Source organism: Pseudomonas sp. FW300-N1A1 (genome assembly GCF_058789115.1).
In genome coordinates this window covers 33385-47777 of sequence record NZ_JBYTBK010000007.1, presented here as the reverse complement: position 1 = coordinate 47777, position 14393 = coordinate 33385, and the positions used below count along the sequence as shown (strand labels likewise).

Sequence of the window (14393 nt, the reverse complement as noted above, 5' to 3'; positions counted from 1 at the left end):
AGGCCCGCATGAGCGATATCCTTGCAGACAGCTTAGATGGCGTAGAACGCCGATCGCTGGCTGACTTCACCGAAAATGCCTACCTCAACTACTCCATGTACGTGATCATGGACCGGGCCTTGCCGCACATCGGCGACGGCCTGAAGCCGGTACAGCGGCGCATCATCTATGCGATGAGCGAGTTGGGGCTGGACGCCGATTCCAAGCACAAGAAATCCGCGCGTACCGTCGGTGACGTGCTCGGCAAGTTTCACCCCCACGGCGACTCGGCCTGCTACGAAGCCATGGTGTTGATGGCCCAGCCATTCAGCTACCGCTACACGCTGGTGGACGGTCAGGGTAACTGGGGTGCGCCGGACGATCCGAAGTCCTTCGCCGCCATGCGTTACACCGAGGCGCGCCTGTCGCGTTATTCCGAAGTGCTGCTCAGCGAACTGGGCCAGGGCACCGCGGACTGGGGGCCGAACTTCGACGGTACGCTCGACGAGCCGCTGGTACTGCCCGCACGCTTGCCGAATATCCTGCTCAACGGCACCACCGGTATTGCCGTGGGCATGGCCACCGACGTTCCGCCGCACAACCTGCGGGAAGTCGCGACCGCCTGCGTGCGTTTGCTCGATGAGCCAAAAGCCACGGTCGAACAACTCTGTGAGCACATCCAGGGCCCGGACTATCCGACCGAAGCGGAAATCATCACGCCGCGCGCCGACCTGCTGAAAATCTACGAAACCGGTCGTGGTTCGGTGCGCATGCGCGCTGTTTACCACGTCGAAGACGGCGACATCATCGTCACTGCGCTGCCTCATCAGGTCTCTGGCGCCAAGGTGCTCGAGCAAATTGCCGCCATGATGCAGGCCAAGCCGTCCAAGGCCCCGCAAATCGCCGACTTGCGTGACGAGTCCGATCACGAAAACCCATGCCGGATCGTGATCATCCCGGTCAACAGTCGGGTCGATCACGAAGCGTTGATGCAGCATCTGTTCGCCAGCACCGAGCTTGAGTCCACCTACCGGGTGAACATCAACATCATTGGCCTGGACGGCAAGCCGCAGCTGAAAAACCTGCGCGCGCTGTTGGTCGAGTGGCTGGAGTTCCGGGTTCAGACGGTCCGTCGTCGCTTGCAATTTCGCCTGGACAAGGTCGAGCGTCGCCTGCACCTGTTGGACGGTTTGTTGATCGCTTACCTCAACCTGGATGAAGTGATCCACATCATCCGTACCGAGGAACACCCGAAAGCCAAGCTGATCGAGCGTTTTGCCCTGAGCGAGATCCAGGCCGACTACATCCTCGACACTCGCCTGCGTCAGTTGGCACGGCTGGAAGAGATGAAGTTGCGCGACGAGCAGGACGAGTTGCTCAAGGAGCAAGCCAAGCTGCAAGCGCTGCTGGGCAGTGAAACCAAGCTCAAGAAGCTGGTGCGCAGTGAGCTGATCAAGGATGCCGAAACCTACGGCGACGACCGTCGTTCGCCGATTGTCGAGCGCGCCGAAGCCAAGGCGTTGACCGAGCACGATCTGCTACCGAACGAAAAAGTGACAGTCGTTCTGTCGGAAAAAGGCTGGGTGCGTTCGGCCAAGGGGCACGACATCGACGCCACGGGTCTTTCCTACAAGGCTGGGGACGGTTTCAAGACGGCGGCTGCCGGTCGTTCCAACCAGTTCGCGGTGTTTATCGACTCCACCGGCCGCAGCTACTCGGTGCCGGCACACACCTTGCCTTCGGCCCGTGGCCAGGGTGAGCCGCTGACCGGTCGCCTGACGCCGCCGCCAGGGGCAACCTTCGAGTGCGTACTGATGCCAGAGGATGATGGTCTCTACGTCATCGCCTCCGACGCCGGTTACGGGTTCGTGGTCAAGGGTGAAGACCTGCAAGCCAAGAACAAGGCCGGTAAGGCGCTGTTGAGCCTGCCGAACAACGCCAAGGTGATCCTGCCGCGCCCGGTCGCTGATCGTGAGCAGAACTGGCTGGCCTCGGTGACCACCGAAGGCCGCCTGCTGATTTTCAAAATCAGCGACCTGCCACAGTTGGGCAAGGGCAAAGGCAACAAAATCATTGGTATCTCCGGCGAACGTGTAGCCAGTCGCGAGGAATACGTCACCGATATCGCGGTATTGCCGGACGGTGCGACGCTGGTGTTGCAGGCCGGTAAACGCACGCTGTCGCTGAAGGCCGACGACCTGGAACACTACAAGGGTGAGCGTGGACGTCGAGGCAATAAACTGCCACGGGGCTTCCAGCGGGTGGATGCGTTGTTGGTAGAAGCTCTGGATTAAGTGCCTTAGGGCGCTCAATCTATGATTTAACGCGTAGATCGGTACTTTCGCGCTGGAGTCGAACGGCATATTCACGGATGATATGGCCTTTCAAGCGCCGGCGTGGTCGAGCGTTCGTCATATTGTTAGAGTATTTTTCACTGTGAGCGGCCGTGTGGCCGCCACCTGGATGGGATGATGACTGTTCTGCGCCTTCCTCTTTTTTTGTTGCTCGCTGGCGTTCTTGGCCTGGCGGGTTGCAGCGTTCACCAGCCGGTGTCGCTGTATCAACTGGACAGCGGCAGCCCTGCTCAGCCTGCGCAAAGCGCCGGCATGGCGGTGTTGCTGGGTCCGGTTCTGATTGCTGATTACCTGCAACGTGAAACCCTGTTGCAGCGTCAACCCGACGGCAGCCTGCAAGCGTCCACCGATGGTCGTTGGGCGGGCAGCCTGTCTTCTGATATCAATCAGTTGCTGCTGCGGCAAGTGGCCGGTCGCCTGGACAGCCAGCGCGTAGTCCTGGCACCGGCAACGCAGGGCTTTGCCCCGGACGTGCAGGTGCTGCTGTCGATTACGCGCCTGGACTCGGGTGAGTCGCAACCGGCGATTCTCGACGCTCAGTGGCGTCTGATCGACCGTCGCGGCCAGGTGCGCGATAACCGTATCGTTCATCTGCAAGAGCAGCATGCCGGTGGTACTGCGGCTCAGGTGCAAGCTCAGGGCGTGTTGTTGCAGCGCCTGGCCGAGCAGTTGTCGGTGGCCCTCAAGCCGTTGGCCAACCAGCCGCCGATTGCCGACGCACCGCGCAGCAAGCCCGCGCGGGAAAAACCGACCGCGCCGGCTGAGCCGGAGAAGCAGCCGAAGATCCCGATGGCTTCGCCGATCCGCACCGACATGGAAGTGTTCCGCTTCTAAGCTCAATACTGCAGACAAAGCCCGCCGAGTGCGCAATGCTGTTCAGTTAAGGATTGGGTTGCTCAATGCATCCCCCGTGGCGAGCGAGCTTGTTCGTGCTGGGCTGCAGAGCAGCCCCAAAAACTGTCGTCGAGTTCGTTCTGAAAGACCGCAGTCGCTTTGTTGGGTGCGCTTCGCGCACCAGCGCGAGCAAGCTCGCTCGCCACGGGTATCTCACCCGCTTTAAGCCTTTCTTAACTGAACAGCATTGCGCCAAGTGCGGGCTTTTTTGTGCCTTCAAGCGTGAGCGATCAGGTTCTGTGGCGAAGGAGCAAGCAGCCGTTGCGGATCGAAGCGGTCCTGACAAGGCGATGGTGGTCTTTCAGAAAGTCCTTGGCGAGCTTATTCGGGGGCTGCTGCGCCCGAACGCGGACCGACCAGCGGGAGCAAGCTCCCTCGCCACGGGACATGTACTCGCGACCCCCGGCAGGCGCGCCGCTTACCGGCGAAGGCATCGGAGCTAGCAGCAAAAAGCCCGCGGATGATCACTCATCGGCGGGCTTTTGTTGTTGCCGATCAGGCTCAGCTTTTGGTGCTGGTCTCGTGCATGCGGGCCAGCTGGCGCTCAAGCATCGAGGGGTACGGCTCCATCAAGCGCTCGACGCAGCAGGCACCTTCCGGGCTGGCGATCGGGCGGATCCGCGCGCGTTGGCGAATCAACACGTCGTCGCTGATCTTGCGCTCCACCAGCAGCAGGTTGCGGCTGTGCTGGGACAGGGCAAGGGCGTCCTGGGCGGTTTCGGTCAGCAGCAGGTCGATCTGGCTCAGGCCGAACAGCTCGTCACCCAAGGTCAGGCCTAGCTGCAATTGCAGGGTGATGCCGCTGTCCGCGACTTCGATCTGCAGTTGATGGCCCAGGGCACGCAGCAGCTCACCGCAGCAGATGGCATTGGTCAGGTAGTCGTCGCCGCTGTCCTGAGTGTGGAACAGCATCAGCGTGCTGCCGTCGTTCAGGGTGTGCAACTCGCTTTCATACAGCGAGGCGGCCTGATCCAGGCAGTCGCGGTAGCGGTCCAGCAGTTCGGTCAGGCGAGTGCGCGGCAACCGGCGCAGTTGATCCTGAGCGCCCAGTTGTACGGCCAGTACGGCACTGTGCTGTGGAACGGCTGGAGCAGCAGGCTTGGGCTGCGGCTTGGCGGGAGCAACGGTCGCCTCGCTGTCGCGAAGATCGGCGAACGGGTCTTCTTCGTCCGATTCGTCTTCTTCGGCTTTCACCCGATGCCGTGGTGCGGCTTTCACGCCAGTCACGGGTGTGCTCTCGTCGAAGCTCGGGTCGCGCAGGTTGCGGACTTCAAAACCAGGTTCGGCTTCGTCGGTGTCGTCTTCATCGTCGACGTCAGGCTCGGGCGCCGGTTCTGGCTCCACCGGCTCTGGCGCGAAGCTGCTGTGCAGCTGGCGGGCCAGGTCGCCGATTTCATCCTGGCGCTGAGTGGCCGGGGTGTGTTCGTCGATATCACGCAGCCACACGCGCAGTTGCAGCAGTGGCGTGGAGATGTGCCGGCCCAGGCGCAGGCTCAGCGCCAGGGACAAGGCCAGCAGGATGGCGCTGAGAATGCCCATGCTTTGCAGGCTGATGGTCATCGGCTGTTCGAACTGATCCATGTCCAGGCTGATGCGCAATTGACCGGCGGTCACATCCTGGAAGGTGATCTTGCTCTCGTACATGCCTTGGGCTTCGCCCAGCAAGCCATGCTTGGGACGTTGCCCGGCCTCGGCGAGAATCCGGTTGTCCACGCTATAAATAGCTGCGTGGGCGACCAATGGGTTCTTGGTCAGGTTGTTCAGCAGCACATTGAGGCTGAGGATGTCGTTGGACACCAACAGCTCGGTGGCTGACGTCGCCGTCTGCGTGGTCAGGCTCTGGCCCAGGGCATCGGCCTGCTCGTGCATGGCCTGTTTGAACTGCAGACCCATCACGCAGGCGTAGATCACCAGGGCCAATGCGACCAGGATCACGTTATGGCTGGCAATGCGCAATGCAATCGGTACACGGCGGTGGCGCAGTGCCCGGAAGATCAGCAGAAAGAAGTTGTCGGTTTTGACTGGCGTTGGCCGGTTCACTGAGCTCGGCTCTTTTGTCCGTGAAGTTGAGGCGCAGTATAGCGATAGCCCCCAGACCGGCAAAGCGCTGGCTGTGCCCGATGGTCACTGAATGTGGGTAGAATGCGGTTTTTTTCCACTTGCGGGGGTGCGCCTTGCGCGAAATCGTCCTGATAAACATCACGGGAGTCGACCGTCCGGGTCTGACTGCGGCCATTACCGGTGTACTGGCCCAGGGTGGTGTGAACATTCTCGACATCGGCCAGGCGGTGATCCACGACACCTTGTCGTTTGGCATCCTGGTCGAGATTCCCGATACCAAACAGGGTTCTTCGGTGCTCAAGGACATCCTGTTCAAGGCTTACGAGCTGGACCAGCAGGTGCGTTTCACGCCGGTTTCCGAAGAGGATTACCAGCAATGGGTCGGCGCACAGGGCAAAAAGCGCCATATCGTGACCTTGCTGACACGCAAAGTGACCGCTGAGCAATTGCAGCGCGTGAGCTCGATCACCGCCAAGTATGGCTTGAACATCGACCATATCGATCGCTTGTCCGGGCGCATGCCTCTGGACACCCCGGCCGACAAGGGCAAGGGTTGCATCGAGTTCTCCGTTCGCGGTGAGGCCGCGGATCCGCAAGCCCTGCGTGCCGAATTCCTCAGCGTGGCTCAGGAATTGAGCGTCGACATTGCCTTCCAGGAAGATTCGCTGTTCCGTCGCAACCGTCGTCTGGCGGTGTTCGACATGGACTCGACGCTGATCGAAGCCGAAGTCATCGACGAACTGGCCAAGGCGGCCGGTGTGGGTGACCAGGTCTCGGAAATCACCGAGCGGGCCATGGCGGGCGAGCTGGATTTCCGTGCCAGTTTCAAAGAGCGCCTGGCGCTGCTGCAAGGCCTGGATGTCAGCGTGCTGGACTCGATCGGCGCTTCGCTACGCCTGACCGAAGGCGCAGAAACCCTGTTCGCCGAACTCAAGCGCCTGGGTTACAAAACCGCGATTCTGTCGGGTGGTTTCACCTACTTCGCCAAGCAACTGCAAGCCAAGCTGGGCATCGACTATGTGTTCGCCAACGAACTGGAAGTGGTCGACGGTAAAGTGACGGGCGTGGCGGTCGAGCCGATTGTCGACGCCCAACGCAAGGCCGATCTGTTGCGTGAACTGGCCCACAAGGAAGGCTTGCGCCTGGAGCAGACCATTGCGGTCGGTGACGGTGCCAACGACCTGCCGATGCTGGCGATTGCGGGCCTGGGTGTAGCTTTCCGCGCCAAGCCGCTGGTCAAGCAGTCGGCCAAGCAGGCCATTTCGACCCTGGGGCTGGATGGGGTGCTGTATCTGCTGGGCTTGCGCGATCGCGACGGTCAACTGTAACAGCGCATGGCCTGAGTAAGTGCGGGTTCTGTGGGAGCAGGCCCGCATGCTAGAGGCCCCCCCCCGTGGCGAGGGAGCGTGCTCCCGCTGGGGCGCGAAGCGGCCCAAGTAAGGCGATTGCGGTCTTTCAGAAAGACCTCAATGACCTTTGTTGGGGCTGCTTCGCAGCCCAGCGGGAGCAAGCTCCCTCGCCACGGAGAGCGCAATCATTACTTATGGGCAGGATCAGGCTTTCGGTGAGCCGAGCCCCTGGCCCATTGTCACCGGCGAGCCGGCCGCCAGGTCTTCAGCCCACTGGATCTGGTCCGGACCAAACAAGACGACAGCTGTCGAACCCAGCTTGAAGCGACCCAGTTCGGCCCCTTTTTCCAGGTGGATCGGCGCACGGGCGGCTTCGTCGTAGCGGAAGGTTTTCAGCTCGCGCTTGGGTGGCGTCACCAGGCCGGCCCAGACGGTCTCGATGGAGGCGACGATCATCGCACCCACCAATACCACGGCCATCGGGCCGCGTTCGGTGTCGAAAATGCAGGCAACACGCTCGTTGCGGGCGAACAGCTCTGGAACGTTTTCAGCGGTGGTCTGGTTGACCGAGAAGATCCGGCCCGGGATGTAGACCATTTCCCGCAGGGTGCCGGCCAGCGGCATGTGCACGCGGTGGTAGTCCTTGGGCGACAGGTAGATGGTCGCGAAATCGCCACCCATGAAGGGCGCGGCATTGGCGGCGTCACCACCCAGCAGTTCCAGCACGCTGAAGCTGTGGCCCTTGGCCTGGAACACCCGACCGTGCTCGATCGGGCCAAGTTGGCTGACCGCGCCGTCGGCCGGGCTGAGGATCGCGCCCGGGGTCTGGTCCAGGGGACGCGCACCGTCTTTCAAGGCGCGGGTGAAGAACGCGTTGAAGTGTTCGTAGGCGGTCAGGTCTTCGACCAGTGCCTGGGACATGTCTACCTGATAGCGCTTGGCGAACCACGCGGTGAAGGCATTCTTGAACCAGCGCACACGGCATTCGGCAATGCAGCCGGCCAGGCGCGACAGCAGGTGATGGGGCAGCAGGTACTGACTGAGGATAAACAAACGCTTTTTCATTGACTGTCCTTAAGAACCTTGAATCTCAACGGGCGTGTCGGGGTGGTTGCCCCATTCGCCCCATGAACCGGCGTAGCCTTTGACCCGCGGATAACCGAGCGCCTTGGCCACCAGATAGGTAAAGCCAGAGCGGTGGTGGGTCTGGCAATGGGTGATCACTTCTTTGTCTTTACTGATCCCGAGCTGTTCGAGGATTTGCGGCATGTCGGTACGAATGCGCAGGTTGCGCGCCTGATCCATGCCGGCAGTCCATTCGAAGTTGATCGCGCCGGGGATATGCCCGCCCTTGGCCGCCAGCACTTTCTCGCCGGAGTACTCCAGCGGCCCGCGTGCATCCCAGATGGCCAGGTCGGCGGCGCCGAGACGGCTTTGCAGGTATTCGCGGGTGGCGGTGGGTTCGTCGTGCAAGGTCAGTGGAACCGGGCCACCCACAGGTGGCGGGATCTGGATCGACATGGGCAGACCTTCCGCCAGCCAGGCCGTCAGGCCGCCGTCGACATAGTGGTACTTGCTGTGGCCGATGACATCCAGCAACCAGATGAAGCGCCCAGCCCAGCCGCCGCCTTCATCGTCATACACCACGTAGACCGCGTCGGGGTTGTGTCCCAGCTCACCAAACAGCGTTTCGAGTGCTGCCTGCGGGGGCATCAGCCCCGGGGCGGGGGCCTGGCCGAGTTGCGTGCGTTTCGGATCGACAAAGCGCGCGCCGGGAATGTGCCCTTCGGCGTAGCGGGCGGCACTGGTCAAGTCCACCAGAATCAGTTCGCGGGCGTCGAGGCGAGAGAGCAAGTCGCTCGGCTCAATCACCAGCGCCAAGCCAGAGAAGTCAGACATGTGAGGTCTCCAGAGCACAAAGGGGAGGATTGTAGCGCAACGGCTATTGGCCGCGGTTGCTAAAGCTGTGCAGGGCCTTTTCGATGCACTGCACGGTTTTGCCGAACGCTTGCAGGCTGATGTCCGAAAAGGGCCCGCCGCCCTGATCCGCGACCACCAGCATGATGACTCGGCCATGATTGGCCAGCGAGCGCAGCAGCAGGTGTTCGCCGCCGAACAACGTGCGCAGGCTGCCCGGCAGCAGGGCCGAGAACTGGGCATGGTTGGCGGGTGTCAGGCGCAATTGTGCCGGCTGGGCCAGCAGTTTTTGCAGGACACTGCTCTGGCTGACTTGCAGGGTCAGGGTCGCGGTTTCCTTGGGCAGGCCAGCCATCTGATGGACGCGCAGACTGGTCTGGCTGCGATCCACCATCAATAGCACGACCCGTCGCATGCCACAGGCCGCCAGTGCATCGCGGGCGCAGGTGGTCAGGTGCAAGGCGTTGGTGAAGCGGCTGGGTTCATGGAGCAACTCGGCACATTGCCTGCGCCATTTCACCAGGTCTTCGGCGGTCGGTGCGTCAGCTGCACGCAGCCCGCGGTGCAGGCGGCGATCGCCCCAGGGCCAGAGCAGGGCCTCGGCGGGGTGCCAGAGATCCGGCATGGCATGGTGACGGGCACTTTGCGCGGCCTGTTGGTGCAGTTGCTGTTGCAACTCATCCATCGGCATCTGCAGGTAGAGGCTGGTCAGGAACTGCCAGCGCAAGCTGTGGGGACCATCCCAGGCATGTTGGGCCGACAGCGCCAGGCCGTTGGCCAGTAGCACCGTATTGGCAGGTTGGTTGAGCCAGCGGCGCAGGGTCGGATCGTCGTCCAGGCGATTCTGCTGGCGCAACGGATGATCCGCGTCACGGGCGATGCGCAGCACCTTCGCCAGTTCCCGTTGTTCGCTCAGCAACAGGCGATAGCCTTGCGCAACCCAGACAGGCAGGCGCCAGACATCGACCAGTGCCTGGCAGAGATCGAGCAGGCGTACCCCGAACAGTTCTTTCTCGACCTTATGGGCCGGCTCCCCCTTGTGGATAACCCTCAGCTCCCAGTCTTCCAGCAGTTGTGGATAACTCAGCGCCAAAGGCCACAGGGGGGACAGGAACAATAAACTGCCCCAATGAATGTCCTGCCACAGTCGCGCCAGGCGGCTGGCAAAAAAACCGTTGGCCTGCTGGGTGGCGTGCTGGCTGATCAGTTGCAGCTGACGCAGGGCCGGCGGGATGTCGTTCCCGGGCAATGCAGGCAGGCGGGCGAGCAGTTCTTCCGTGCGTTTGAGGCCCAGGCGAGTGATCGCCACCTCAAGGTTTTCGCAGGGCTCGGTCAGGCTGCCGTGGGTGTGGCGGTTGGCCTCGCGAATGACACTCAAGGCCAGGGCTGGGCTGTCTTGCATCAGCTCGGCGATATCGCGCAACGAGCTGCGGTTGTTGCCGATGGCTGCGCAAACGCGATCGTGACTGGCTTGCGGCACAGGCAAGGTCACGCTATCGAGCAGCTTGACCCAGCCTTGGAGTGTGGTCGGTTTCGTAGTTGGAACGTTCGTTTCGTTAGCCATGGTTGGGCGCGATCATCATTGACTTCAAACACGCCCGGAATGGGCCAAATTGGCTTTTCGCCATAACGGGCTACAGTCTGGCGCAGTTTTGCCGATAAGTAGAAGAAGAGATTTTTTGCCTTCCGAATATGACCTTGAACCCGACTTAAATAAGTACCTTCTATCTATGGCTAAAATTATCGGCATCATCGTCGTATTCGCGAGCGTGCTCGGCGGATACGTGCTTTCCCACGGCAAGATTGCCGCCCTGATCCAGCCCTTCGAGGTGATGATCATCGGTGGTGCGGCCCTGGGGGCATTCCTGCAGGCCAACCCCGGCTACATGACCATGCATGTGTTCAAGAAGTCCTTGAGCATGTTCAGTACGCGCTTTACGCACGCCTTCTATCTGGAGGTGCTGGGCCTGATCTACGAGATCCTCAACAAGAGCCGCCGTGAAGGCATGATGGCGATCGAGGGCGATATCGAAGATGCCGCGGCCAGTCCGATTTTTGCCAAGTACCCGACGGTGCTCAAAGATGAGCGCATGACCGCGTTCATCTGCGATTACTTGCGCATCATGTCCTCCGGCAATATGGCTCCCCATGAGCTTGAAGGCCTGTTCGACATGGAGTTGTACAATCTCAAGGAAAGCCTTGAACATCCTTCCCATGCGGTCAACGGTATCGCTGACGCCATGCCCGGCTTCGGTATTGTCGCGGCGGTCCTGGGGATTGTGGTGACCATGGCCTCCCTGGGCGAGGGTGACCAGAAGTCCATCGGTCTGCACGTGGGTGCGGCACTGGTGGGGACTTTCTTCGGTATTCTCGCGGCCTACGGTTTCTTCGGCCCACTGGCCCATTCCCTGGCCCATGACGCCAAGGAAGAGCTGAATGTCTACGAAGCCATCAAGGCCTCGCTGGTGGCTTCGGCTTCCGGCATGCCGCCATCGCTGGCGGTGGAATTCGGGCGCAAGGTGTTGTACCCGTCGCATCGTCCGAGCTTCGCCGAGCTGGAACAAGCGGTTCGCGGTCGTTAGTGCCCTGCCTCGCACATACGTTCCTTTTTTGGCGAGTGGCTGTTGTTGCCAAACAAGGCGACGCGACGAGTCATAGCCCGCTATGGCGAGGAGCGGCAACGCAGTATGGCGACAACAGACGCCGCCAAAAAGGAACAGTATTTGTGATGCAGAGCACTTAGATCATGGAAAATAATCAGCCGATAATCATCAAGCGCGTCAAGCGCATTGCTGGCGGGCATCACGGGGGCGCCTGGAAAATCGCCTTCGCTGACTTCGCGACGGCGATGATGGCGTTCTTCCTGGTGCTGTGGCTGTTATCCACGGCCACGCCCGAGCAGAAGATCGCCATCGCCGGTTACTTCAAGGACCCGATCGGCTTCTCGGAAAGCGGCACGCCTTACATTATCGACCTGGGGGGCTCGCCGGAGCTGGCGCCGGACAAGACCCTCAGCCCGGAGGTCAAGTCCCAGCCACAGCCGGACAAGGTGACCATCGATACCGAGCAGGTTGAAGGCATGGCCGAACAGGTCGAGCACGAGCGGCTCGAGTTGTTGCTGCAAGAGTTGCAGAACAAGGTCGAAGAGAACCCGCAACTGCAGAAGTTCAAGGATCAGATCCTGTTCGAAATCACCCCGGATGGTTTGCGGATCCAGATCATCGATTCGGAAAACCGGCCGATGTTCGACTCCGGCAGTGCGCGCCTAAAGCCGTACTTCGAAGACATTCTGCTGGCCATGGCCGACACCATCAAAGCGGTGCCGAACAAGATCAGCATCAGTGGCCATACCGATGCCAAGCCGTATGCGGGCACTGGCGATTTCGGCAACTGGGAACTGTCGGCCAACCGCGCCAACGCTGCACGCCGTGCCCTAGTGGCCGGCAGCTACCCCGAGCAACAAGTGGCGCGAGTGGTGGGGTATGCCTCCTCGGCCCTGTTTGACCGCAAGAATCCGTTCAACCCGGTCAACCGGCGTATCGACATCGTGGTGCTGACCAAGAAGGCCCAGCGCGCCATCGAAGGTGAGCAGGGCGTCGAGCCTGCGCCGACTTCCGGGCAGGGCGCGCCAGGGGAGGTGCCGGCCACGCCGGTCGACCCGAACGCGTTGCCGGCGGACAAGCAACCGCTGCCGGCCCATGAGGTGCGCGAGCGCTTGAACCTGTTTGACGACCCGCTGCCGAAGCCAACTGAAGCTCCCAAGCAGTGATCCATGAAAAAGCCGACAGCGACGTCGGCTTTTTCATGGTCGCCGTTTGCCTTAAAAACCGCGGCGGACCCTGGCCTTGAGTTCGGTATGGAAGCGATCTGCATTAGTCCGGTTGTTCGAGCGTATCGACTCGTTGCTGACGATCGAGTCCAGCGTCATTGAGCGTCTGAGTGTCTGCTCGTTGCGGTAGGCGTCGATAAAGAAATCGAGGTCGGCAATCCTCGCCAGTTTTGGCCACTTGTCGAGGTACTCCGGCAGTTCGCCGACGCCGGTCTTGAATGAGCAGATTCGCCGATCACTGATGGTCGCTTCGCCAATTTCGAAGGGTACCCACCAGGAGTGCGCGGTTTTGTCCGATACCACTGCCAGCAAATGGCTGCACTCGGTAATGTTGCGGGTAATCACGCCGGTGATGTCGTCGGTGGTTTGCGATTCGGGATCCAGTACATCCAGATAGGTTTTTATCCCGGCCTGGCTCAGGCGGTCGTTGATGGTCATGGCTGTGGGGCGGTCGGTGTGGCGGTAGCTGATAAAGACGGGCATCAGAAGTGTCCCTTGATCGCGAGTTCGCGGTAATAGGCGCCGAGGGCAGTGAGGCGACAGCCCGTGGATTCGATGGCGGCGTAATACATGTGTTCGGCATCGACCGGCTCGACCAGGCTGTGGCGATTGCACTTTTGCAATTGGGCGAAGACGTCGCCGTTCTCGGGGCTGTAGGCCGCCTCCGTGGGCTCGAAGCTGGGGTCCAGAGGGAAGACAAAACTTGCCTCGGGGAACCAGTCAGGCAGCTTGCGCAGTGTTTCCTCGGCGATCAGTGGCGCGACTTCGCGCAAGGCCACGAATTGCGACACGTTGGTCTTGAAGACTGGGCGCTGCTCCCAAGCGCCCAGCGCGTTGTCGACGAACGAGTACACGCTGCCGGGTGTGACTTTGCCCAGCACATTGGCTGCGCCGCCATGCAGCGCCTGCAAGAGCAGGCCGGTAAAAACGCCGTGGCCGGCCCTCTCCATGGCCGGCTGCTCTTTCTTGCACGCGGTGAGGATGGTCATACCCTCGCCGATCATGCTGCTGCCACCCCTTAAGCCGCGTACATCAGCGGCGGCGCCGGCTTCGCAGCAATCGAGAATGATGATTTTGTTTTTGATCTGGGGGGCATTGTTGGCCCAGACAAGAATGTCGCTGATGCGGATGCCGTCACCACCGCCTCCGAAGTCCTGGGGAATCAACAGCCCCTCATCAATGTGTGTGTCGAATTGCCCGTGGCCGGCGAAGTACAGCAGGGCGACATCGCAGTCGCCGGAGAACAGTTCCTGAATGCTCTGCTTCAACAGTCTGCCTGTCAGCACTTCTTCGGCTGACGTCATGACCTTGTTGCTGAAATTGGGGCGGCCGCTGGCGTGGCGCTCCAATAGCGAGGCCATGGCCATGGCATCGTTGTTACAGCCGCTGAGCTGGGCAACGTGGCTGTAGTGGTTAATGCCGATAAACAGTCCCTTGCGCATTACTCACCCCGCCGTCTGTTCACGAATGGCGCTGACAATGCTCTGGGTGTTCCAGGCGCATTCGGCATGGGCGGCCTCGCGCACCACGCTGGAAATGCGTTCGGCACCAAAGGGCTTGATCGCGATGATCACTTTGCCCATGCGTTTGGCGATCTCGATTTCCTTGTTGATCCACTTGCTGTAGGTCGCGTACTTGCCGGCCATGATCAGCACGGCCGAGCAGGGTCGGATCTGGTTCTCGATGGCCGCTTCCAGCTCCTTGTCGGTTCGCGCGCCGATGATCGGGTCGTCCGACGGCACCGAGTAGTTCTTGAAGTCGAAGCGTGGCTGGGCCGTCAGCAGCTTGACCAGATTGTCGTGAGCGTCTGAGTAGGTCCACGAATGGCTGATGAACAAGTGATAGGTGTGCATGGGCTGTCCCTCGGTTCGCGTTCAGCGAATAGCGGCTCGTGCACCAGGCAGGTGGCACGAAGAGGGACTGAATGTAGGGGGATCAGGCAGGGCGGCAAGGTCTCCAAAGACAAAGAGACGAGTCCTTCGCTTGAAGGGAAAATGTCTTACGGAAGGT

The 14393-nt window shown here is 61.0% G+C and carries 12 protein-coding genes; 5 read left to right on the top strand and 7 right to left on the bottom strand.

What is annotated here, in order from left to right; translation table 11 throughout:
• The first annotated feature begins 8 nt into the window (after positions 1-8).
• Both parC and AC3WQN_RS07610 read left to right on the top strand, forming a co-directional pair.
• Positions 9-2273 carry a DNA topoisomerase IV subunit A gene (gene parC / locus AC3WQN_RS07615; protein ID WP_095144724.1) on the top strand — a complete coding sequence of 755 codons (2265 nt, stop codon included), beginning with the start codon at positions 9-11 and terminating at the stop codon, positions 2271-2273.
• A 177-nt stretch (positions 2274-2450) separates the two neighbouring features.
• Entirely contained in the window at positions 2451-3167 is a 717-nt protein-coding gene (locus AC3WQN_RS07610) for a PqiC family protein (RefSeq protein WP_095144725.1), read from the top strand.
• Positions 3168-3728: 561 nt separating this feature from the next.
• Here AC3WQN_RS07610 and AC3WQN_RS07605 read toward each other — a convergent pair.
• Complete coding sequence (locus AC3WQN_RS07605) at positions 3729-5267, bottom strand: AhpA/YtjB family protein (protein ID WP_103398933.1); 1539 nt, start codon at positions 5265-5267, stop codon at positions 3729-3731.
• 134 nt (positions 5268-5401) lie between these two features.
• Between AC3WQN_RS07605 and serB the strand changes: the two genes are divergently transcribed.
• Complete coding sequence (serB, locus tag AC3WQN_RS07600) at positions 5402-6616, top strand: phosphoserine phosphatase SerB (protein ID WP_095078128.1); 1215 nt, start codon at positions 5402-5404, stop codon at positions 6614-6616.
• Between the two features lie 225 nt (positions 6617-6841).
• Here serB and asd read toward each other — a convergent pair whose 3' ends face one another.
• Genes asd through AC3WQN_RS07585 form a run of 3 tightly spaced genes read right to left on the bottom strand, consistent with a single transcriptional unit; the run spans position 6842 to position 10118 of the window.
• Positions 6842-7702, bottom strand: a complete 861-nt coding sequence (asd, locus tag AC3WQN_RS07595; protein WP_095144728.1) for an archaetidylserine decarboxylase — start codon at positions 7700-7702, stop codon at positions 6842-6844.
• 9 nt (positions 7703-7711) lie between these two features.
• Positions 7712-8536 (bottom strand): thiosulfate sulfurtransferase, encoded by an 825-nt coding sequence (rhdA, locus tag AC3WQN_RS07590; RefSeq protein WP_103398935.1) that lies wholly within the window; start codon positions 8534-8536, stop codon positions 7712-7714.
• Positions 8537-8579: 43 nt separating this feature from the next.
• Positions 8580-10118 carry an HDOD domain-containing protein gene (locus tag AC3WQN_RS07585; protein WP_103398936.1) on the bottom strand — a complete coding sequence of 513 codons (1539 nt, stop codon included), beginning with the start codon at positions 10116-10118 and terminating at the stop codon, positions 8580-8582.
• Positions 10119-10284: 166 nt separating this feature from the next.
• Here AC3WQN_RS07585 and motA point away from each other — a divergent pair, with 166 nt between their 5' ends.
• Positions 10285-11136: a flagellar motor stator protein MotA gene (gene motA, locus AC3WQN_RS07580; RefSeq protein WP_095078132.1), complete on the top strand. Its 852-nt coding sequence runs from the start codon at positions 10285-10287 to the stop codon at positions 11134-11136.
• 164 nt (positions 11137-11300) lie between these two features.
• Positions 11301-12323 (top strand): flagellar motor protein MotB, encoded by a 1023-nt coding sequence (motB, locus tag AC3WQN_RS07575; RefSeq protein ID WP_103398937.1) that lies wholly within the window; start codon positions 11301-11303, stop codon positions 12321-12323.
• A gap of 51 nt (positions 12324-12374) precedes the next feature.
• On the opposite strand, the gene AC3WQN_RS07570 is transcribed toward motB, so the two are convergent.
• From AC3WQN_RS07570 to AC3WQN_RS07560, 3 genes are read right to left on the bottom strand one after another with little or no spacing between them, the layout of a single operon-like run.
• The gene (locus AC3WQN_RS07570) at positions 12375-12866 is read right to left on the bottom strand and encodes a toll/interleukin-1 receptor domain-containing protein (RefSeq protein WP_103398938.1); all 492 of its coding nucleotides are present in this window, start codon (positions 12864-12866) and stop codon (positions 12375-12377) included.
• Positions 12866-13825, bottom strand: a complete 960-nt coding sequence (locus AC3WQN_RS07565) for a caspase family protein (protein WP_103398939.1) — start codon at positions 13823-13825, stop codon at positions 12866-12868. Before AC3WQN_RS07565 ends, AC3WQN_RS07570 begins: the two co-directional genes overlap by 1 nt.
• 3 nt (positions 13826-13828) lie before the next feature.
• The gene (locus tag AC3WQN_RS07560) at positions 13829-14236 is read right to left on the bottom strand and encodes a TIR domain-containing protein (RefSeq protein WP_103398940.1); all 408 of its coding nucleotides are present in this window, start codon (positions 14234-14236) and stop codon (positions 13829-13831) included.
• Between the last annotated feature and the right edge of the window lie 157 nt (positions 14237-14393).